The sequence below is a fragment of the Sphingobium sp. CFD-1 genome, from assembly GCF_024611115.1.
Classification (GTDB): domain Bacteria; phylum Pseudomonadota; class Alphaproteobacteria; order Sphingomonadales; family Sphingomonadaceae; genus Sphingobium; species Sphingobium baderi_A.
Map to the genome: position 1 here is coordinate 3,150,581 of NZ_CP084398.1, position 20,467 is coordinate 3,171,047.

Below are 20,467 nucleotides of genomic sequence, written 5' to 3' on the forward strand. Positions count from 1 at the left end.
GTCTCCCCTTCTTACTTAGGACGCTTCGCGCCGTATTTGGAACGGCTCTGCTTACGGTCCTTGACGCCCTGGGTATCCAGAACGCCGCGCAGCACATGGTAGCGCACACCGGGAAGGTCGCGTACGCGGCCGCCACGGATCAGCACAACGCTATGCTCCTGAAGGTTATGACCTTCACCCGGAATGTAGGTGATGACTTCGCGCTGGTTGACCAGACGCACCTTCGCCACCTTACGGAGAGCCGAGTTCGGCTTCTTCGGGGTCGTCGTGTAGACGCGGGTGCAAACGCCGCGCTTCTGCGGGTTCGCATCCATTGCAGGGACCTTCGACTTGGCCTTCTGCGGTTCGCGGCCCTTGCGGACCAGCTGGTTGATTGTTGGCATGAAGCCCTTCACCTTTTTTCAGTTACTTTACCGCGCGCACTCCCGCGTTCCTGGCCGAAAGAAGAGATAATCTCCAAACAGCAAAGGCCCCCGGCGGGCAAACGCCCCCTGGAGCCGCAAGAGCACCCGGCAATGTTCAGCTCTGTATTCGCCCGGCGAACGTGGAAAAAAGACGAGTCCTTCCGCCGCAGGTCGCTGGGCTGGCGCGCCTATAGCGAAGCGGGCTTTTATGGTCAAGCACGGGCCGGATGCGCTCCACCCCATTAACAAGGAGGCGTGGTCAACGTGCCGCTCTGGCAAATAATGGCGCAACGCTGAAACGCATATTCATGACCGTGCCAAGTTGTGGAGTATAATCTGCAACGATTGAGCGCCGCCGGCATTTCCATCGCGCTGGACGATTTCGGCACCGGCTATGCTTCGTTCTCCCACCTCACGCAATTTCCGATCGACATCATCAAGATCGACCGCTGCTTCCTCCGGGATCTTGAAACCAATCCCGACGACGCCGCCATCGTCCGCATCGTGCTGAACCTGGCATATAGTTTGGGCATCCGCACCGTGGCCGAGGGTGTGGAAAATGAAAATCAGCTCGCTTATCTGCGCGCCGGCGGATGTCTTTATGGACAGGGCTTCCTGTTGGGCGCGGCGGTCCCCGCGTCCCGGATTTCTGAGCTTCAGCGAATCGACCGCCGCCTGTTCGCTGGCTGATGACAAATTTTTCTCGCCGACAGAGGAACCAAAACGCCTTTTCCTCGTTTTGCCGCGCCCAGCGCTCGACTCGTCACGAGTCCGTAATGATGGATTCGCGCCAACCGGATTCTTTTTGCTAGCCGCCCGCTACTCATAATCAAGAGTCGGACGGGGTCGCAAATTGCCGCAACGAAGCAAGAAGGGGAGGATTTCCTTCAGGGAAAGGCTTGCAGCCTTTTGCCCGGAAAGAGAAATTTTCCTACGCTCCGGCGGCCAGGTGAAATTCATCCGGATTTCCCGGCGTTTACAGCTGTGTGCCGCGGGGGCATTGTCCATCCTGCTGATTGGATGGGCCGCGCTCACCATAGCCATGGTGGCGGGCAGCGCCGCCGTCGCACATGACCGTGCCGTGCTGGCGCAGCAAGGCAAAACCGTCGCCAGCAAGGCCAGCAAGGTCGAACATTACCGGAAATCCGTCGAAGAACTGACGCAGGATCTGGAAGAGCGCCAGGATTTCATGGACGATCTCTACCGGACGCATTTCGGTGCCGAAGGCGGCGCCCTATCGGCGCGGGTAATCGGCTCTCCTGACGCGGAAACGAAGAAGGACGCGGAGCAGGGCGGCCCGGCCACAAAGACAAGTATGGCGCCCGAAGCGGCTCCCCTCATGAAGATCGATGCGCGGCAACGGCATTTTGCGCTGTTGCTCGCCACCGCAGTCGAGCGGCGCGCGGACAAAGCCGCTGCCGCCATCCGCAGCTTCGGCCTTAATCCCGAATCCCTGAGCCGCAATGCCGCGCGGGCGCAGGGCGGGCCCTTCGTGCCATGGCCTGGCGAGCGGGAGGACATGCCCAGGGAACTCGCCCGGCTCGCCAGCGCACTGTCCCGCCTGGAATTTCTTGAAAGCGGCCTGATCGCCATCCCTTCGGGCAAGCCGACAACGGCGCCGATGGAAACAAGTTCATACGGCTATCGCCGCGACCCGTTCAACGGTCATGCCGCTTTCCATGCAGGCATGGATTTCCCCGGCCGCCATGGCCAGCCCATATTGGCCGCAGCCAAGGGCAAGGTGGTCTATGTCGGACAGCGTCAGGGCTATGGCAATGTGGTGGAGGTCGAACATGGCAATGGTCTGATGACCCGCTATGCTCATCTATCCGGTTTTTCGAGCCGCGTGGGCCAGACCGTCGCGCGCGGCGACGCCATCGGACGCATGGGATCGACGGGCCGTTCGACCGGCACGCATCTGCATTTCGAAGTGCGTATCGACGGCCAACCCATCAACCCCCGCCGTTTCCTGGAGGCCCGGCAAGATGTTCTCCAAATCCAGCAAATCGCAAAGGCCCGTTTCGCCGGCATCGGCAACCGGGGCTAAGAAAACGCCCTTTTCGCTGATCGGCGGCGATGTCAACATCACCGGCGATCTGAGCGCCTCGGTTGACCTCCATATCGATGGCAGGATCGAAGGCGACATCACCTGCGCCGCGCTGGTGCAGGGCCCCGACAGTCACATCATGGGCCATGTGATAGCCAGCAGCGCCCGGCTCGCCGGACTGGTCGACGGATCGATCACGGCAGAGGAACTGACGGTGGAGAGCAGCGCACGGATCACCGGCGATGTAACCTACAGGCGGATTTCCATCGAACCAGGCAGCCGGATCGACGGAAGGCTGACGCACCGGGACGGTGAAGAAACCCCAGCCGCCGAACTGAAGCTGATTACCAGCGACGGCGCGGCCTGAATTCAGTTCACCGGCGGGCGGCGACGATAGCTGAGCGCTTCGGCCACATGCACGCGGCCCACACGGTCGGCTCCGGCAAGGTCGGCGATGGTCCGGGCGACGCGCAGAACGCGGGTGTAGCCGCGCGCGGACAGCTTCATGGCGGCGGCGGCCTGCGCCAACAACTCCCGTCCCGCCTCGTCCGGACCCGCCACATCTTCCAGCCTTTCGCCATCCACCTCCGCATTGGTCCGGGTGCGCGTACCGGCATAGCGTTCGGTCTGGATCGTCCGCGCGGCCGCAACGCGGGCGGCGACTTCGGCAGACCCCTCGCTGGGCGGGGGCAGGACCAGATCGGCACCTGTCACCGCCTGCACTTCCACATGCAGGTCGATGCGATCCAGAAGCGGTCCCGATACCTTCGCCTGATAGTCCGACGCACAACGCGGCGCGCGTGAGCAGGCGAGGGCCGGATCGCCTAGATGCCCGCAGCGACAGGGATTCATCGCCGCGATAAGCTGAACCCGTGCCGGGAAAGTGACATGGGCATTGGCGCGCGCGACCGTCACTTCGCCGGTTTCGAGCGGTTGGCGGAGCGAATCGAGCACGGCCCGCTGGAATTCGGGAAGTTCGTCGAGGAATAATATGCCCAGATGCGCCATGCTGACCTCACCGGGCCGGGCGCGCAGTCCGCCCCCCACCAGCGCGGCCATGGAAGCGCTGTGGTGGGGCGCACGGAAGGGACGCGCACGGCTGATCCTCCCCCCCTGCAATGTGCCCGCGACGCTTGCGACCATGGAGGTTTCCAGCGCTTCTCCGGGGGTCAGTTCGGGGAGGATGCCAGGCAGGCAACTTGCCATCAGTGATTTACCCGCGCCTGGAGGCCCCATCATCAATAGATTGTGGCCGCCGGCCGCCGCGATCTCCAGGGCACGCTTGGCTGTTTCCTGTCCCTTCACCTGCTTGAGATCCGCAGTGCGGGCTGGCGGTTCAACCGCGCCTGGCTGCGGTGGCGACAGGGCGGCCGTGCCTTTGAAATGATTGAGAAGACCGAGAAGATCAGGCGCGGCGATGACTTCGACCTGTCCGGCCCAGGCGGCCTCCGATCCTTGCGCGACGGGGCAGACAAGGCCCATCTCCCGCTCCCCTGCGTGGAGCGCGGCGAGCAGCACGCCCGGCGTCGGCGCGATCCGCCCGTCAAGGCTGAGTTCGCCTACGACGACATAGCCCGCCAGCGTTTCCGCATCGATAACGCCCATCGCGCCAAGCAGCGCCAGCGCAATGGGAAGGTCGAAATGCGATCCTTCCTTAGGCAAGCCGGCAGGCGACAGGTTGACCGTGATCCGCTTGGGCGGGAGCGACAGGCCAATGGCAGCGATAGCATTGCGGACGCGCTCACGGCTTTCTGCCACCGCCTTGTCCGGCAGGCCGACGACGATGAAATTGGGCAGACCCGCAACAAGCTGGCACTGCACTTCGACGCCGCGCGCCTCCAGCCCGAGATAGGCCACTGTCGATACCGTGGAAACCAAGAGCCCCCCTGCCCTTTTCTGATGGCCGTTTCAGTCCTGCTTTTCAGGCTGGCCCTTGAACCCCTGCGCGACGACATACCATTCGACGCTGCCCTTTCGGCTGGCGGGCGGCTTGGCATGTTTGATCGTGGTGAAATGCTTCTTGAGCACGGCAAGGAGATCGGCGTCGGTGCCGCCCGCGAAAACCTTCGCGACGAAGGTGCCGCCCTTGCGGAGATTTTCGACCGCGAACCATGCCGCGGCCTCGACCAGCGCCATGGTCCGCAGATGGTCCGTCTGCGGATGGCCGACCGTGTTCGCCGCCATGTCGGAAATCACAAGATCGGGCGCCTCGCCCAACGTATCCCGCAATAGGTCAGGCGCCTTGTCGTCCATGAAGTCCATTTCGAACAGGGTGACGCCGGGAATGGGATCGGTCGGCAGCAGGTCGATGCCCACCACCTTCGCCTTGGGGCTGAGCTTCCGCACGACCTGCGCCCAACCGCCGGGTGCGACGCCCAGATCGACGACGGCGCGCGATCCCTTCACGAAATGGAATTTCTCATCCAGTTCGATCAGCTTGAAGGCGGCGCGGCTGCGCCATCCTTCCGCCTTGGCGCGGCGGACATAGGGGTCGTTCAGATGCCGTTCGAGCCAGCGGGTCGATTGGGCCGTGCGCCCTTTCGCCGACTTCACCCGAATCTTGCCAGCGCCCGCGCCCCTCACATCATGCCTCCATCGCGTTCCATCAGGCTACGCAATATGCCTTCGCGGATGCCCCGGTCCGCGACGCCCAGACGCGCAGCGGGCCAGATGTCCAATATCGATTCGAGGATCGCGCAGCCCGCCACGACCAGATCGGCCCGTTCCGTACCGATGCAGGGCAGCTTCTGCCGCTCCGCCAGGTTCATAGTGGAAAGACGCGCGGAAATGGCGCGCATCGACGTGGAGGGAACGATGAGCCCGTCTATGACATGCCGGTCATAGCGTTGCAGATTGAGGTGCAGGCTGGCGAGCGTCGTCACCGTACCCGATGTGCCCAGCAACCGGATATCCGCCTGATCCCGGGGCAGACGGCGTGCAATGGCGGAAAACGCATCTGCGACCCGCGCGCGCATCCGGCCATAAGCGGCCAAACGTTCGGCGGGATCGGCGTGATCGAACGCTTCGCTTTCGGTCAATGAAACGACGCCCCATGGGGCGCTGATCCAGTCCACTATTTGCGGGGTGCCCTTTCTTCTCGCTTCCACCAGCACCAGTTCGGTCGAACCCCCGCCAATGTCGAAGATGAGCGCGGGACCGTTGCCTGGCTCCAGTAGCGCATGACAGCCCAGCACGGCCAGCCGCGCTTCTTCCTGCGCGCTGATGATATCAAGCGCTATGCCAGTTTCTCGATAGACCCTGTGGATAAACGCCTGCCCGTTGGTGGCGCGACGGCAGGCTTCCGTCGCGACCGAGCGGGCCAGGGTGACATGACGGCGGCGCAGCTTTTCAGCGCAGACGGACAGAGCGGCAATGGCCCGATCGATCGCCGCGTCGCTGATGCAGCCCGTGGCGGCCAGCCCTTCACCCAGACGCACGATCCGTGAAAAAGCGTCGACGACAATGAAACCGTCCGACGACGGCTTGGCGATCAGCAAACGGCAGTTGTTGGTACCCAGATCGATGGCAGCATAGGCATGGCGTTGGTGCGATATATGGGCGCCCCGTTTGGTTGGGGGAGGAATGACCGCAGCCTTGCTCCCACTGTCCGGACCGTTGCGGGCGCGGTTGCCCGAAAAACGGCCGGCTGGGCCGGAACTCTGCGGCGATGGGCGGCTGTGCTGCACCATGGCCGTATCTCACTTCATCAACGCCGGGCCGGGAGGCTCCGGTACTTGATGACAAACCTAGGCAGATGCGCGCCAAAGCGCAAGGCGCATGGAATCAGAGAGGTAAGAGCGCCGCGACAATCCAGCGTTCCTCCGCCCTGAGCACGCCCCAGGCGCGCGCCGCCGCGCGGCTGTCCATGACTTCGACGCCGATCCCCCTGGCTTCCAGATCGCGAACGAAGCTGCGGGAAGGTTGACGCAAACCGGCGCCCGTTCCAAGGAGGAGAAACTCCGGGCGGGGATCAAGGTCGAACAGGTCACCCAAGGCCGCAGCCGTCAGCACATCGGGGCTGCGCGCTTCGTCCCAAGCCAATGCTCTTAAAGGACTGAGCAGCAGTCCGGCCGGGAAGACATCGTCTTTCACGCGGAAGCCGCGACCGCAAAAGCCGGTCACGATCGGCCCCTGCCCCGCATCATCACGGCGCAGCTCTATTCCGGTGCGTTTGCCGTTCAGGGCCGCGCCCCATCGTCGCGCGGTCCCACCCGCTCAGCCTGCGCGGCGATGGACTTGCGCTCCTTGCGCTCGCCCGCCTGCGGCGTCAGGCCAAGGGTGATCAGCAGCGAGGAGGACACATAGACCGACGAATAAGTACCCACGACAATGCCCAGCATCATGGCGGCGGTGAAGCCGCGCAACACATGGCCGCCGAACAGCAGCAACGCGCCCAGCGCCAGCATGATCGTCACCGAGGTCATGACCGTGCGGGGCAGCGTTTCATTGACGGACAGGTCGATCAGAGCCTTCATGTCCATCTTGCGGTATTTCCGCATATTCTCGCGGATGCGGTCGTCGATCACCATCTTGTCGTTGATGGAGTAGCCCACGATCGTCAGCACGGCGGCGACGATATTGAGGTCGAATTCCAACTGGGTGATGGCGAAGAAACCGAGCGTCATCAACACGTCGTGCATGATCGCGACGAAGGTCGATATGCCGAACTGCCATTCGTAACGGAACCAGGAGAAGATCGCGATACCGATCACCGCCAGCATGACGGCCAGCACGCCATTCTGGATCAACTCACCCGACACCTTGCCCGATACCGTGTCATACCGGGAAAAGGTGACGCCGGGGAACTCCGCCGTCATCGCCTTGCGCGCCTTTTCCACAATGGCGTTGGCCGCGCCCGCCCCGCCCTGTTCGGGGAGCGGCAGGCGGATCTGAACCGTCCTGGGATCGCCGAATTGCTGGAGAGATCCGTCGCCCACGCCCAGACGGTCGACGGTCGTGCGGACCTTGTCGAGTTGGGGCGGTTGCTGGAAGCGGGCTTCGATCATCAGGCCGCCGACAAAATCGACGCCCAGATTGAGGCCGCGATGCAGGGTCGCACCAACGGCCAGCACCGTCAGCAGCGCCGTGAGCGCGAACGCCCAGTACCGTAGCTTGACGAAGCCGATATTGGTGTTGTCGGGGACGAGCTTAAGCAGTTTCATATTGTCTCTCCCGCCCCGTCAGATGTTGATTTCGGTCGGGCGCTTGGTACGCAGCCACCACGCGGCGAGCACACGGGTGAAGGTCACGGCGGTGTATACGCTGGTGGCGATGCCGATCAGCAGCACGATGGCGAAACCCTTGATCGGACCCGAACCCAGCGCCAGCATGATGCCACCTGCAATGGCGTGAGTCACGTTCGCTTCGAAGATAGTACGGCTGGCTTCCTTATAGCCATATTCGATAGCCTGCACCACGCCCCGACCACGTCGCCGCTCTTCGCGAATCCGCTCGTAGATAAGGACGTTGGCGTCCACCGCCGTGCCGATGGTCAGCACGAAACCGGCGATGCCCGGCAGGGTCAGCGTCGCGCCGAGAATGCCCATCACGCCCAGAATGACCAACACGTTGATGGTCACGGCGATATTGGCATAGACGCCAAAGCGGCCATAGCTAAAGAACATGAAGGCCGCGACGGCGACCACGGCGATAACCGAGGCGATCAGACCCGCGCGAATGGAGTCGGCGCCAAGCTGCGGCCCGACAGTGCGTTCCTCGACCACCGTCAACGCAACCGGCAACTTGCCCGAACGCAACGCGATGGCGAGCTGGTTGGCGCTCTCGACCGTGAAATTACCGCTGATCTGCGCGCTGCCGCCCAGAATCGGCTCATTGATATTCGGCGCGGACAGCACTTTGCCGTCCAGGATGATGGCGAAGGGCCGATTGACATTCTGCGACGTCACCTGCCCGAATTTGCGACCGCCAGAACCATTGAAGCGGATGTTGACGATCGCCTGGTTGTTCTGGTCATAGCCCTGCGTCGCGTCGGTCAGATCCTCGCCCGACACCATCACCTGCCGCTTGACCGCGATCACCGGCACGCGGGATGGATTGTCCGGATAGGGCAGGACTTCGCTGCCCACCGGGGCGCGGCCCTGCGCCACTTCGGCGGGGTTGGCGTTGGCGTCGACCAGCTTGAATTCGAGCTTCGCGGTCTGGCCCAGAAGGTCTTTCAGCGCCTTGGGATTCTGAAGGCCCGGCACCTGTACGACGATACGATTGTCGCCCTGCTGCTGGATGGTAGGTTCGCGGGTGCCCATTTCGTCGATGCGCTTGCGGATAACCTCGGTCGCGACTTCCATCGCGCTCTTCACCGCATTGTTGATGCCTGCATCGGTGGGCGTGATGACGATGGTGGAGCTGTTCACCACTTCGACATTGAAGTCGCGCTGGCCGGTGAGACCCGCGCCCTGGGTCAGCGGGCGGATGCGCTCGACGGCGGCATCGACCTGCGCGGGATCGCGAACCATGAAGCTGAGCTTGCCGTCGCGGCTGGAAATGTCGCCGACCGCGATCTTCGGATCACCCCGGCGCAGTTCGGTGCGGACCTGCTCCTCCATATTGGTGAGCCGCTGTTTCGCGACGTCCTGCGTGGAGGCTTCGAGCAACAGGTGGCTGCCGCCGGAAAGGTCGAGGCCAAGATTCACGCGGGTCTGCATGAACCGGGGCAGCTTTTCGGCAGCCGAGTCCGGCAGGAAGCTGGGCACGGCACACAGGATGCCGATGACCAGCGGCAGCAAGATCGCGGCGACCGCCCAGCGCGAGAAGTTCAGCATCGCTCGCTCAGTCGTTCGCGGGCTTGGCGGTCATGGGATCGACGACATCGGACAGGGTGCCCTTGACGGCCTTCACCTTCATGCCCGGCGCGAGTTCGACATCGACATAGACGTCGTCGACACGGACGACCTTGCCGACGAGGCCGCCGCCGGTGACGACCTGATCGCCCTTCTTCACTGCCTCGATCTTGGTCTTGTGATCCTTCATCCGCTTTTGCTGCGGACGGATCAGCAGGAACCAGAAGACTACGAAGATCAGGACCAGCGGAAGCATCTGCACCAGCATGGAAGCGCCGGAAGCTTGCCCGCCAGCGGTCTGGGCAAAAGCTGGAGTTATGAGCATGGGTGGGACTTTCGCCTTGTTCTCTTGTCCAAAATCGCGGGCGCGCGGCACCCACGGATCAAGGGCGGGCGGCTAACACAGCGGGACCGGCGAGGCAATATGATTAGGGAATGAGGCAAGCCGTAAAAAGCGATGACCGAGGGCCTTGCATGTTATCGAACATGCATCTATGTGCCGCGGCTCCGGTCGGGACGTAGCGCAGCCTGGTAGCGCATCACACTGGGGGTGTGGGGGTCGGAGGTTCGAATCCTCTCGTCCCGACCAAAATCAAGAGAGAGATGGCGAGGGGATCGCCGTTTCTTGCCCCTCCTATTTTTCCTATTTGTTGAACCCGCGTGGTTTTTGCTGTCCTACAGCGAACCATATGGGATAAATGATTCGCCTTTCCGGGAACATGGGGACAGGCGGACATGGACATTGCGGCGTTGATCGACGAGCTGATCGAACGCGAGGGCGGGTATAGCCATCACCCGGCCGATCGCGGCGGGCCGACCAACTGGGGCATCACGCAGGGCGTGGCGCGTGACAATGGCTATGTCGGGGACATGCGGACAATGCCGCGCGCGGTGGCGGAAAGCATCTATCGGCGGCTTTACTGGGAACGGCCGGGCTATGCCTTCGCCGCGGAGATCGCGCCGGAGGTGGCGGCGGAGCTGTTCGACACCGGGGTGAATATGGGTCCGGCGGTGGCGACGGGCTTCCTCCAGCGGGCGCTCAATGCGCTCAATCGCAACCAGAAGGATTATCCCGACCTGAAGGTGGACCGGATGATCGGGGCGAAGACGCTGGGCGCGCTCGGCGCGTTCATGGCCCTGCGCGGATCGGCGGGCGAACGCGTGCTGCTGAAAGCGGTCGAGGCGTTGCAGGGGGAGCGCTATATCGCGCTGGCGGAAAGCCGGCCTGCCAATGAAGCCTTTCTCTATGGGTGGCTGGCGAACCGGATCGGTTAAGGAGAGGCCATATGAGCAGGCAGGAACAGGCAACGGACACGGACGACGCATGGGTCAGGCGGGCGCGGCCGGCCTTTCTCTACATGATGTATGGGCTGCTGCTGTGGTCGGTGCCGATGGGCCTGATCGCGGGCATCCGGCCGCACATGGCGGCGGCCATGGTCGAGGGGATGCGCGCCTATCTGGAGGCGCTGCCGGAACCGCTCTATGCCCTCTTCGGCACGGGCTATCTGGGCTACACCGCCGCGCGGGCGTGGGGGAAGGCGAAGGGCGTCGAGCGTTAAGGCGCGGATCGGTGTTTGGTCCCGGCGGGCTGGACATATGCGGCGGGCGGCGGTTTCGGGTGGGGAGGTATCGATTCACGGCATGCCTTATCTTTTCCATTTGTGACCGGGAGCCGACCGGTCAGTTTAGGCTAGAAAAGTGCGTAAACTGACATCACTCCCTAGGAGAAACTTGTCTCGGGAAAAGACGGTATAAATCCACCGATTGCGCTATCTTTGCTCACGGTATTTAGAGCGTTACCCAGGCTTCATAGATCAAGCAGAAGGACGCCGATTTGCCCTACCCGAAAATCCCATCGCTAAGGCCTTCTCTCTTGCGGATGCATCGCACGCTGCTGAAGATAGAGGGAAAGCACGACTGGATTGATGGAACGAATCCCCTTTCGCAGTTCGAAAAGATCGTATTGCTTCTAGAGGATCGTAGGTTTTTCAATCATCTCGGCATCGATTGGATGTCGGTCATTCGAGAGATTCTTCGCCTGTTGACATTTCGACGGCATGGGGGCGCAAGCACTATCGACATGCAACTCTTCCGCACCGTCTCAAACCGTTACGAGCGGAGCATACGGCGAAAGGTGCGTGAATGGGTAGGCGTGCTATTCATGCAAAAGAGGCTTTCAAAAGTTCAAATCCTACGCCTCTACGTGGAAGTCGCTTATTTTGGGACGAGCCTGATAGGCGCTCGTGATGGAGCGAGGGCGCTTTTTCCTGACCTTTTTCTGGACGACGAATATTGGCCCGACCTGGAAAAATTGAACTTAGACCAAGCAGCGCAACTCGCAGCATTACTCGTTTATCCCAAGCCGCGCTTCCCGAGCGCTGACTGGCATGCCAAAATCAGAAGGAGGGCGGACTATGGAATCGCTCTCTATGCTCGATACAAACAGAAGTTTGATCAGTGTTAGATTGGAAAGCCGATCCAGCCCATGCGAGTCGTATTCCACTCGCACACCAAAATGCATTTGGCGATTCAGCAACGCGGCTTCTCGGATCATCTCTTGAATAAATTGAAACAGCCGATGCCTGATTTTCACTAGATCGCTTAGAATCCGTTTGCGCGAAATAGATTCATCCCCAGCAGCTATCTGCCCTACCGCACGGGTGACATTTGCCATTTGTTGCTGGATATTTTCGAAGGATGTGAGTTGGCTATGGCGGAAAAGAGTACGAATCGATAACTCAATCTCCATGAGTCGTTCATTCCATTCAAGATTGATTTTCCTGAACTGAGCGACTGCTTCCGGAAAAGCGTTGTCCGCCCCATCCAGCAGGCAAACACGTTGTGCAGCGTAAACGCGACGTCCCGAAAGTGCTGAGAGATCTTCCGCTGCCCTAGTCATCCTGTCGTAACTGAGACGTGAGGCGTCGAAAAAGCGCGCCTCTTTGATTGCTCTTTGTTGCCAACGGTTGGCAATCCACCCCCCAACTATGGCTGTCAGGAAAAATCCAAAAACAGATTGCAGCATTAGCGACATTGCAGAATCTCACTAACCGAGAAGCACATCCCTCAAACTCCAAGCGGCAGTTCCTCTTCGACTTCCTTAATGCGTATTTGCGTCGGGTCCAGTCAGGTGTCACCTTGTATAGAAGCGTTTGCTGACTGCCATGACGGCAGCTTTGGGCAATAAACTATTGAACTGGAAAGACCGCCATTGGCGCTTAACAGACGCTCCGGCAATAACCACCCCCGCACCACCCTACCCTTCTTCCCCCCGCTCCCGATCAGCTGCCTCGAACTGCTCGATCTGTTCGGTCCGGGCCTTCTGGAAGGCGGGGCGGCTGGTGATGCGCGTTACATAGGCTTCGCTCGCCGGCCGGTCGCCATAGGCGCGGATGTCCGGGATGCGTAGGACATCGGCCATCAACAGGTCCGCTATGGTGAAGCGGTCCGCCGCCAGCCATGGCCGCTCGCCCAATATTCTCTCCACATGGCCGAGGCGCTGGCCGAGCCAGCCGGTGAGATCGTCACTCTCCCCACCGGTCATCTTCAGGAACCACCATGGCACCGTCACCATCTCCATCGAGTTGAGCGCGGCGATGGTCCATTGCAGTGTCTGCGCTTCTCCCACCGGATCGCGCGGCATCAGCCTGTCGCTTTTGCGGGCGAGATGGAGGAGGCAGGCGCCGCTTTCGAATATCTCCAGCCCTCCATCGTTCAGGAACGGAACCTGGCCGAAGGGCTGGCGCTCCAGATGATTGGTTTCGCGCCCGTCGAACGGGACCGTGCCGATCGCGTAGGCAAGACCGGCTTCCTCACACGCCCAGCGTAGCCGCAGGTCGCGCACGAAACCGCGCGGGCCGGGAGGAACCCAATCATAGGTCCAGATGGTCAGTTCGCTCATGGCGGCGCGCCCTTCCTGTATCGGTTGCGGGGAACATCTTCTCATGCGGCTATTGGCGTCGAGTCAAATCATCATCGGCCTTTTGGTTGCATGGTTTGAGGCCGCGCGCGCCCGGCGGACCGGCATGGGAAAATAATCCTGCCGCAAGTTCAGCATGACGAAAGGCGCGCAGGGGTTTAAGCGGGCGTCATGAAGCATTTGCCCCTTGCCCGCGCATTGGCGCTGATCGTTCCGCTGGTCCTGCTGGGCGGGGCCTATGCCTCGCAATATGTCGGCGGGCTGCATCCGTGCGAAATGTGCTGGTGGCAGCGTTATCCGCACATGGCGGCGATCATGCTGGCGGCGGCGGCCTTTGCGGTCAGGGGACGGCCCTGCTGGAGCGCGGCGTTCACGGCGCTGGCGGCCATCGCCATCGGGATCAGCGGGGGGATCGGCATTTTCCATGCGGGCGTCGAATATGGCTGGTGGCAGGGGCTGACCGCCTGTTCGACCAGTCCGGGGGGCGGCAGTTCCGCCGATATACTCGACCAGATCATGGCGACGCCGATCACGCGCTGCGACGTGGCGCCGTGGAGTTTGCTGGGCATTTCGCTGGCGGGATATAACGGCCTCTTGTCGCTTGGGTCCGCGCTCGCCATCTTGGGGCTGCTGAGCCGCAAAGGAGCACAGAAAGCATGAGCGCGACCATGCCCCGGGATTTCCCCCGCCCCGGCCGCCGGTCGAGCGACGCGGCGCGCGCCGCCATGCTGCGCGTGGACCAAGCGGGCGAGTTCGGCGCGACGCGCATCTATGCGGGGCAGCTTGCGGTGATGGGGGACCGCCATCCCGACGCCCGCCTGATCGCAGGCATGGCCGCGCAGGAAGAACGGCACCGCAGGACATTCGACGCGATGATCGCGCGCAGGGGCGTGCGGCCAACGGCGCTGACGCCGATCTGGAGCGTGGCGGGCTTTGCGCTGGGCGCGGTGACGGCGGCCATCGGCCCGCGCGCCGCCATGGCCTGCACCGCCGCCATCGAAACGGAAATCGACCGCCACTATTCCGAGCAGCTCAAGGAATTGGGTCAGGACGACCCGGAACTCTCCACGCTCATCGCGGATTTTCAGGCGGAGGAAGTCGAGCATCGCGACACTGCGCTGGCCCATGGCGCGGAGCAGGCCCCGGCCTATCCCCTCCTGTCGGGCGCCATCCGTCTGGGTTGCCGTGCCGCCATCGCGCTTTCGAAGCGCATCTGAAAGGACGCTATCATGATGAAGACGCCGATGTTCGCCGCCGCCCTGCTGATGATGGGGACCGCCCTGCCCGCCATGGCACAGACCGGCCCCGCCGATCAGGCCGCGCCCGCCGCGGGGCCGGAGAATGAAAAGGTGAACCTCGTCATCGTCTATGGCGACGATCCCTGCCCGCAAAGCGCCGGCAACGACATCGTGGTGTGCGCGCGCAAGGGCGAGGAGGAACGCTATCGCATCCCCGAACCGCTGCGCGGCGACCCGAACCAGCCCAGCCATCAGGCATGGGGCGAGCGGGTGCGGTCGATGGAATATGTCGGCCGCAGCGGCACGGAAAGCTGCTCTCCGGTGGGCGGCGGCGGGGCGACCGGCTGCTTCGCGCAGCTGGCGCGGCTGGCCAAGGCGGAACGACGGGCGGCCGATAATGCAAGCTGGAAGGATCTGGTGGAGGCGGAGCGCGCACGGCGGCTTTCCACCATCGACGCCGACAGCAAGGCGATCGAGGCGCAGGCCGTGGCCGATGAAAAGGCGCAGGCCGCAGAGCAGCAACGGCAGCAGCAGGCCGGGGAGCCGACTGGCGGCGCGCCCGATCAGCCTTGATGAACGAAGGGCCTGACGGAACCGTCACGGCCGCGGCGTCTTAAAGGCCGCTTCCCCCATATTGGGCGCATGGGGGATATATATGAGGGATATAGGGGCGAACGGAAGGATTTACGTCATGCGTTTTCGTGCCCTGTTGCCTTCGCTGCTGGTGATGGCCCTGCCTGCGCTGGCGGGGACAGCCGCGCAGGGCGCCCCTGCCCCGCCTCCCGTGCCCGCCGATCCGCCGCAGCGCGTGGCGACGCTGGTGGTCTATGGCGAAGACCCCTGCCCCAAAAGCGAGGGCGACGAGATCGTCGTATGCGCGCGCAAGCCCGAATCCGAACGCTATCGCATCCCCAAGAAACTGCGCGAAAAACCCGAACCGGCGGGCGGCCCCGGATGGGGCAGCCAGGTCGCGACCATGGAACAGGTCCAGCGGCAAACCCTGCCGGGAAGCTGCTCGGCCATCGGCAGCAACGGCTTCACCGGCTGCACCGCCAAGATGCTGGAACAATGGTTCGCCGAACGGCGGATGCAGGAGTCGAAGGGCGAGCCTTAACAGCGCGGTGACGAAGTCGGTTTTCAGCCGGGTCTGTCAGCGCCTTCAGGGGTAAAAACGATGAGGAGCATGGCCCTTTCTCCGTCGAACTCGGCGACGAGGGCGATGACGAGCGCAACATCGGTCTGAACTACGAACAAGAATGCCTTGGATGCGCCCCTGGCGCCCCTCGGAGTGCCGCAACCGAACAGGGCGCGCATGAGAATGCCAAGATTGAACCCGGCGACGTGGATCAAATAACGCTTGTGAACATTCTCGCGCCCGCGCAGCCACGCGCGGCGCATGCCGCCGCGATCCAGGACGTGGGCAAAGCTACGCTCGACCATCTCACCACGCTTGCGCATCGCCTTGCGTCCGACGGCGGATTTCAGGCGAGACCGATTGGCGTAGACGGCCTTCTGGGCAGCCTCGTCGCCGTGCCAGCGCAGATATCCATTCGGCGGTGCCGGCTCGGCGATGCGCGTCTTCCAGATGTCGCCGTCGAGACCCTTGAGGAGCTCGCGCGAATGATAGCCTTTATCGGTCACAAGATCGCAGGGATCCCCGGACGTCGGCGCCAGGCCAATGTCGGCGAGGTTGCGTGCTGCCGTCTCCAGCGTGGCGTCGAGCGTTGTCGTGTCGCCCTTGTCGGCCGGGTGGATCGGCGCTGCCACGATAACACCCGTGTCGAGATCGACCGCGTGTTCGGGCTTGTAGGCCAGACGCGTCGAGCCGTTCTTCATCCGCGCGACCTTCGCGTCGGGATCGGTCTTGCTCGCCCAGTCCGCATTCGACAGCTTCTTGCCCTTGCGTTTGCGATCGAGCCGGACAAGGTCGTCGATCGTCGGCGTGTCGATGCCGCTCTCTTGCGCCATGCGCACCAGCATCTCGCGGTAGGTCTCGCCATTGTCACGCCGCACGATGGTACGCAGCGCGGCGTTCGCCTCCATGGTCGAGCCATCGACGCCGATCCGCTCGCCTTTCACCAGATCGTGCCCGGCGACGAGGGCCAGTACCCAGCCGAAGATCTGGTCATGTACCTCGTGCGGCAGGCGGCTCCGCGTCTTCGACAACCAGCTATGATCAGGGACCTTGTCGCGGCTCGACAGTCGCAGGAACTCCCGCAGCGACAGCGAATCCGAACAGCGCCAGACAATCCCGCGTTCGCTGTCGATGCCCTCGAAATAGCCGATCAGCAGCATGCGGAAATAGCGGCCCGGCGGCAGCGACGGGGCTCCCATCCGCGGCGCATAATAGGGCTTGCACGTCTTCTCGACAAAGCCATCGAAGCCCGCCTCGGCCAGCAGCTTCTGGAGCTTGTCGTAGAAAACATGCCCCGGTGAACGCGGTATCTCCGCCCACGTCACGATCAAATCGGACTGGACCTCGCTATCACGCCCCATCGCCATCGCCGCTAACCCGCCAGACAATCCCACTGCCGCACTGAATCAGCCACCGCCGACTTCGTCAACGGCCTGTTAAGGGGGGGCGGCCAATTGCGGCCCCTCAAATCCTCCCATGAAGGGAAAGGGGACCGCCGCGAAGCGGTGGTGGAGAGATAGCGCCTTCCCGATAGCGTGAGAACCCTCCGGCTCGCCACCTCCCCTTGCAGGGGAGGATTTATAGGTCTGCTCATATGCAATCGACCATGGTTAGAGATTCAGCGATTTTTCCAAATCGTCCAAAAGCAGCCGCAAAAATGACTTTTACTGCCCGGCGGGCGTAAAAGCAGTATCAAGGCTACGAGGAAATCCGATCTGCTCGTCGAGCGCTCGGGCATAGGGCAAGCGATAGTCTATCCTACCTTCACTTGCTTCTCCGAAAATGGGGTAAGGCAGATTTAGATGCTCGATGGCCGCCCAACTGCCGTTCGCCTCGCTAAGCAGTAATCTGACCTTCTCCTTCCTATGAAAGGAAATCTCACAACCTCCTGCCGGTATTCTCAAAGAGAATGATGACAATCTCGGCCCTTTGAAGACTTTGCTTACCTTCAGGATAACCGGAATCGGCTTTTTTGCCCTGTAATCATATCCGCCAAGTCGAACAATTTTTCCATCCACTATAGCGTCGGCCTGTAGGATGCCCTGCCTCGCCTGTTCAATAATGGGAGGCGCTTTATAATCGGGAGAAGGCAGCGAACATCCCAATACTGCGCTTGCACTGGACGCCGAGACAGCCAAGAAAAATGATTTTGTGCGTTTGAAGGCCATCTTCAACACAAGATGTTGCTCCTTGGGAATGGCAAGTCGAATCCCTTTGCTTCTTAACGCTTACAGTCGCCACTCCGCTCCCACCCACCCCCCACCCGCAAAGGCAGAAAATCGCGAAAATTTCCTTGCGGGGGGACGCGAAGAGGGACAGAATCGGTTTCGGAAAGGACGCGGCGGAAGATCGCGCCCAAGGAGGAGGAGCCGGAGCGATGAGCAAGCTGGTCCACCATTTGACGCTCTATGCGGCCTATCACCGCAATCCCCATAATGTCGCCACGCATATGGTGGGCATCCCGATGATCGTGCTGGGCGTCGACATATTGCTCTCACGCCCGATATTGCCCGCCGATCCCATCTCCCTGACGCCGGCCATCGCCCTATCGACGCTGGCGGCCTTTTATTATCTGGGGCTGGACGCAATGCTGGGGGCGATCATGACCGCGCTGCTGGTGATCGGCTGCTGGATGGGCATCGAAGTCGCGCAGATGCCGACAGGCCTGTGGCTGACGGCTGGCGGGGGGCTGTTCATCGCGGGCTGGGCGCTGCAACTGGTTGGCCATGGCTATGAGGGACGCAAGCCCGCCTTTCTGGACGATATACGCGGCCTGCTCATCGGACCGCTGTTCATCGTGACGGAGATCGTCTTTGCGCTGGGCGCGCGGCGGAACGTGCGGCAGGCGATCGAAAAGCGGCTGACCAAACCGTCGGAACGCGGCCATCATGGCCATGACTTGCCTTCGTGAAACGACTGCCCTAAAGGCGGACCCGTCATCTGGGGAGTAGCCAGCCGTTGCGGGCTTTCTGCGTACCGTGATTTCCGAGCCGGCGGCTGTTCCAGCCGCTTCGAAATCACTCTGCAACGGGCCGTTCGTCAACATATTCGGCCGAGAGGTCGTGGCGGACGGGATGGGCGGGAACATATGGTTCCAGCGCATCGGGCGAGACCAATGGCATCGCATCTTCCAGTCCGGCCGGGCGGGAGGACGCGGTGGCATTGCGTCTTTCACCTTCGCCCGGCCCCGGAAATCTGAATGGAAGCTCTCCTCACCTCCGCCGCGCTGGTCGCGCTCGCCGAAATGGGCGACAAGACGCAACTGCTCGCCATGCTGCTCGCCACCCGCTTCCGAAAGCCGGTGCCGATCATCATGGGCATATTGTTCGCGACGCTCGCCAATCACTTCCTGGCCGCTTTGGTCGGACACTCCATCGCGGGCGTGCTGACGCGGGACTGGTTCCGCTATGCCGTGGCCGCCAGTTTCATCGCGATGGCGGCGTGGACGCTGATCCCCGACAAGATCGACGAGGACGCGCCGCTCAAGGCGCCGTCGAAGGCGGGCGTGTTCGTGACTACGCTGGTCGCCTTCTTCCTGGTCGAGATGGGCGACAAGACGCAGGTGGCGACCGTGGCGCTGGGCGCGCGCTTCGACAATCTGATCGCGGTGACGGCGGGCACGACGCTGGGCATGATGATCGCCAATGTGCCCGCGGTCCTGTTCGGCGAGGTGCTGGCGAAAAAGGTGCCGATGCGCGCGCTTCAGATCGGCGCGGCGCTGCTGTTCCTGCTTCTGGGCCTGTGGATGATTGCCGGTCTGCAAGGCTGGATATGATATAAGGCGGTTGTCAGCAGGCGGCGGCTGATGCAAGGGGGAGGCCAAGAGTCTTCCCCCTTATTCAGACATGGGACGCGTGATGAAGGACAGTCTGGTTACCCTGTTCGGCGGCGGCGGCTTTCTGGGCCGTCAGGTGGCGCAGGCGCTGCTGGAGCGCGGTGCGCGAGTGCGCGTGGCGCAGCGCGATCTGGCGGGCGCGGTGCGGATCAAGCCGCTGGGCGGCCTGGGCCAGACGCAGTTCGTCGTGGCGGACATCCGCAAGCCCAAAAGCGTCGCGCTGGCCGTCGCGGACAGCGACATCGTCATCAACCTGGTCGGCATATTGAGCGGCGATTTCGACGCGGTGCACCATCAGGGCGCGGCCAATGTGGCGAAGGCGGCGGCGGACGCAGGCGTCAAGGCGCTGGTCCATGTGTCGGCCATCGGCGCGGACGCGCAAAGCCCGTCCGCCTATGGCCGGTCCAAGGCGGCGGGCGAAGCGGCGGTCAAGGCGGCCTTTCCGAACGCGACCATCATCCGGCCGTCGATCATCTTCGGGCCGGAAGACCAGTTCCTCAACCGCTTTGCCGACCTGATCCGCATGGCTCCCGTGGTGCCGGTGATCGGCGCGGGCACGAAGTTCCAGCCGGTGTTCGTCACCGATGTCGCGGGGGCCATCGTCAATGCGGCGGCGCAGCCGGACGCGCATGGCGGCAAGACCTATGAACTGGGCGGGCCGCAGGTGCTGAGCATGATGGAGTTGAACGCCTGGATCGCCAAAGCCATCGGGCGCGAGCGCAGCCTGGTGGCCGTGCCCGCGCCGCTCGCCTCGCTGATCGCGGCTTTCGGCTTCCTGCCGTGCGCGCCGATCACGCGGGATCAATATGCGATGCTGCAAAAGGACAATGTGGTCGCGCCGGACGCGCAAGGGCTGGCGGCGCTGGGCATCGCGCCGACACCGATGGGCGCGGTCGCGGAAGGCTGGCTGGTGCGCTATCGCCGGCATGGCCGCTTCGCCGGGCGCGTAAAGGCCTGAACCGATCCATCGACGGGACGAAAGCCGCTCGCGACCGGCTGCCCCTGGGGCGCTTTGCGGGCGGCGCGGTCTGCGGCAATGTGTGCGGCGCACAATCGTGCTTTCCCCGTAACGAAAACCTGACCCGAGGACCA

25 protein-coding genes and 1 tRNA gene are annotated in these 20,467 nt (G+C 62.7%); 14 read left to right on the forward strand and 12 right to left on the reverse strand.

The window, feature by feature from the left end; translation table 11 throughout:
• Positions 1-11 precede the first annotated feature (11 nt).
• Positions 12-383 carry a 30S ribosomal protein S12 gene (gene rpsL / locus LDB26_RS15895; RefSeq protein ID WP_026002556.1) on the reverse strand — a complete coding sequence of 124 codons (372 nt, stop codon included), beginning with the start codon at positions 381-383 and terminating at the stop codon, positions 12-14.
• A gap of 366 nt (positions 384-749) precedes the next feature.
• Between rpsL and LDB26_RS15900 the strand changes: the two genes are divergently transcribed.
• The 3 genes from LDB26_RS15900 to LDB26_RS15910 all read left to right on the forward strand — a co-directional run bounded on the left by LDB26_RS15900 (position 750) and on the right by LDB26_RS15910 (position 2,818).
• Positions 750-1,094 (forward strand): EAL domain-containing protein, encoded by a 345-nt coding sequence (locus tag LDB26_RS15900; protein WP_373886123.1) that lies wholly within the window; start codon positions 750-752, stop codon positions 1,092-1,094.
• Between the two features lie 163 nt (positions 1,095-1,257).
• A complete protein-coding gene (locus LDB26_RS15905; protein ID WP_257539131.1) occupies positions 1,258-2,451 on the forward strand; it encodes a M23 family metallopeptidase in 1,194 nt (397 codons plus the stop codon).
• Positions 2,390-2,818 (forward strand): polymer-forming cytoskeletal protein, encoded by a 429-nt coding sequence (locus LDB26_RS15910; RefSeq protein WP_257539132.1) that lies wholly within the window; start codon positions 2,390-2,392, stop codon positions 2,816-2,818. Before LDB26_RS15905 ends, LDB26_RS15910 begins: the two co-directional genes overlap by 62 nt.
• Positions 2,819-2,820: 2 nt before the next feature.
• Here the strand turns inward: LDB26_RS15910 and LDB26_RS15915 are convergent, their stop codons facing one another.
• The 7 genes from LDB26_RS15915 to yajC form a co-directional block, all read right to left on the reverse strand.
• Positions 2,821-4,329 (reverse strand): YifB family Mg chelatase-like AAA ATPase, encoded by a 1,509-nt coding sequence (locus LDB26_RS15915; RefSeq protein WP_257539133.1) that lies wholly within the window; start codon positions 4,327-4,329, stop codon positions 2,821-2,823.
• A 30-nt stretch (positions 4,330-4,359) separates the two neighbouring features.
• Positions 4,360-5,034 (reverse strand): RlmE family RNA methyltransferase, encoded by a 675-nt coding sequence (locus LDB26_RS15920; protein WP_062061219.1) that lies wholly within the window; start codon positions 5,032-5,034, stop codon positions 4,360-4,362.
• Positions 5,031-6,140, reverse strand: a complete 1,110-nt coding sequence (locus LDB26_RS15925) for a Ppx/GppA phosphatase family protein (protein ID WP_257539134.1) — start codon at positions 6,138-6,140, stop codon at positions 5,031-5,033. Before LDB26_RS15925 ends, LDB26_RS15920 begins: the two co-directional genes overlap by 4 nt.
• A gap of 94 nt (positions 6,141-6,234) precedes the next feature.
• Complete coding sequence (locus LDB26_RS15930; RefSeq protein WP_082635056.1) at positions 6,235-6,573, reverse strand: Mth938-like domain-containing protein; 339 nt, start codon at positions 6,571-6,573, stop codon at positions 6,235-6,237.
• 56 nt (positions 6,574-6,629) lie between these two features.
• On the reverse strand, positions 6,630-7,613 hold the full coding sequence (gene secF, locus LDB26_RS15935; RefSeq protein ID WP_257539135.1) for a protein translocase subunit SecF: 984 nt from the start codon (positions 7,611-7,613) through the stop codon (positions 6,630-6,632).
• A gap of 18 nt (positions 7,614-7,631) precedes the next feature.
• Complete coding sequence (secD, locus tag LDB26_RS15940) at positions 7,632-9,230, reverse strand: protein translocase subunit SecD (protein ID WP_257539136.1); 1,599 nt, start codon at positions 9,228-9,230, stop codon at positions 7,632-7,634.
• Positions 9,231-9,237: 7 nt separating this feature from the next.
• Positions 9,238-9,573 carry a preprotein translocase subunit YajC gene (yajC, locus tag LDB26_RS15945; protein WP_062061230.1) on the reverse strand — a complete coding sequence of 112 codons (336 nt, stop codon included), beginning with the start codon at positions 9,571-9,573 and terminating at the stop codon, positions 9,238-9,240.
• A gap of 187 nt (positions 9,574-9,760) precedes the next feature.
• On the opposite strand from yajC, the gene LDB26_RS15950 reads away from it, so the two are divergent.
• The 4 genes from LDB26_RS15950 (at position 9,761) to LDB26_RS21680 (ending at position 11,712) form a co-directional block, all read left to right on the forward strand.
• Positions 9,761-9,837: transfer RNA gene (locus tag LDB26_RS15950), tRNA-Pro, on the forward strand.
• Between the two features lie 146 nt (positions 9,838-9,983).
• Positions 9,984-10,523 carry a glycoside hydrolase family 108 protein gene (locus LDB26_RS15955; RefSeq protein WP_062061233.1) on the forward strand — a complete coding sequence of 180 codons (540 nt, stop codon included), beginning with the start codon at positions 9,984-9,986 and terminating at the stop codon, positions 10,521-10,523.
• 11 nt (positions 10,524-10,534) lie between these two features.
• Positions 10,535-10,807 carry a holin family protein gene (locus tag LDB26_RS15960; protein ID WP_257539137.1) on the forward strand — a complete coding sequence of 91 codons (273 nt, stop codon included), beginning with the start codon at positions 10,535-10,537 and terminating at the stop codon, positions 10,805-10,807.
• Between the two features lie 320 nt (positions 10,808-11,127).
• Positions 11,128-11,712, forward strand: coding sequence for a biosynthetic peptidoglycan transglycosylase (locus tag LDB26_RS21680; RefSeq protein ID WP_373886124.1), 585 nt, complete (start codon positions 11,128-11,130; stop codon positions 11,710-11,712).
• Here the strand turns inward: LDB26_RS21680 and LDB26_RS15965 are convergent.
• Positions 11,593-12,282, reverse strand: coding sequence for a hypothetical protein (locus LDB26_RS15965; protein ID WP_257539138.1), 690 nt, complete (start codon positions 12,280-12,282; stop codon positions 11,593-11,595). The two genes, LDB26_RS21680 and LDB26_RS15965, sit on opposite strands and share 120 nt — an antisense overlap.
• A 222-nt stretch (positions 12,283-12,504) precedes the next feature.
• Positions 12,505-13,149: a glutathione S-transferase family protein gene (locus tag LDB26_RS15970; protein WP_257539139.1), complete on the reverse strand. Its 645-nt coding sequence runs from the start codon at positions 13,147-13,149 to the stop codon at positions 12,505-12,507.
• A gap of 189 nt (positions 13,150-13,338) precedes the next feature.
• On the opposite strand from LDB26_RS15970, the gene LDB26_RS15975 reads away from it, so the two are divergent.
• The 4 genes from LDB26_RS15975 (at position 13,339) to LDB26_RS15990 (ending at position 15,519) form a co-directional block, all read left to right on the forward strand.
• The gene (locus LDB26_RS15975; protein WP_257539141.1) at positions 13,339-13,827 is read left to right on the forward strand and encodes a disulfide bond formation protein B; all 489 of its coding nucleotides are present in this window, start codon (positions 13,339-13,341) and stop codon (positions 13,825-13,827) included.
• Positions 13,824-14,384, forward strand: a complete 561-nt coding sequence (locus LDB26_RS15980; protein WP_257539143.1) for a demethoxyubiquinone hydroxylase family protein — start codon at positions 13,824-13,826, stop codon at positions 14,382-14,384. The genes LDB26_RS15975 and LDB26_RS15980 overlap by 4 nt, the downstream gene beginning before the upstream one ends.
• Positions 14,385-14,396: 12 nt before the next feature.
• Positions 14,397-14,978, forward strand: a complete 582-nt coding sequence (locus LDB26_RS15985) for a hypothetical protein (protein ID WP_257539144.1) — start codon at positions 14,397-14,399, stop codon at positions 14,976-14,978.
• A gap of 118 nt (positions 14,979-15,096) precedes the next feature.
• Positions 15,097-15,519 carry a hypothetical protein gene (locus tag LDB26_RS15990; protein ID WP_062061254.1) on the forward strand — a complete coding sequence of 141 codons (423 nt, stop codon included), beginning with the start codon at positions 15,097-15,099 and terminating at the stop codon, positions 15,517-15,519.
• A 23-nt stretch (positions 15,520-15,542) separates the two neighbouring features.
• On the opposite strand, the gene LDB26_RS15995 is transcribed toward LDB26_RS15990, so the two are convergent.
• Complete coding sequence (locus tag LDB26_RS15995; RefSeq protein ID WP_197672717.1) at positions 15,543-16,901, reverse strand: transposase; 1,359 nt, start codon at positions 16,899-16,901, stop codon at positions 15,543-15,545.
• A 303-nt stretch (positions 16,902-17,204) separates the two neighbouring features.
• Positions 17,205-17,717: a hypothetical protein gene (locus LDB26_RS16000; RefSeq protein ID WP_257539145.1), complete on the reverse strand. Its 513-nt coding sequence runs from the start codon at positions 17,715-17,717 to the stop codon at positions 17,205-17,207.
• 200 nt (positions 17,718-17,917) lie between these two features.
• Between LDB26_RS16000 and LDB26_RS16005 the strand changes: the two genes are divergently transcribed.
• The 3 genes from LDB26_RS16005 (at position 17,918) to LDB26_RS16015 (ending at position 20,333) form a co-directional block, all read left to right on the forward strand.
• Positions 17,918-18,451 (forward strand): DUF962 domain-containing protein, encoded by a 534-nt coding sequence (locus LDB26_RS16005; protein ID WP_062061259.1) that lies wholly within the window; start codon positions 17,918-17,920, stop codon positions 18,449-18,451.
• Between the two features lie 288 nt (positions 18,452-18,739).
• Complete coding sequence (locus LDB26_RS16010) at positions 18,740-19,315, forward strand: TMEM165/GDT1 family protein (protein ID WP_257539146.1); 576 nt, start codon at positions 18,740-18,742, stop codon at positions 19,313-19,315.
• An 82-nt stretch (positions 19,316-19,397) separates the two neighbouring features.
• Complete coding sequence (locus LDB26_RS16015; RefSeq protein ID WP_257539147.1) at positions 19,398-20,333, forward strand: complex I NDUFA9 subunit family protein; 936 nt, start codon at positions 19,398-19,400, stop codon at positions 20,331-20,333.
• The last annotated feature ends 134 nt before the right edge of the window (positions 20,334-20,467 follow it).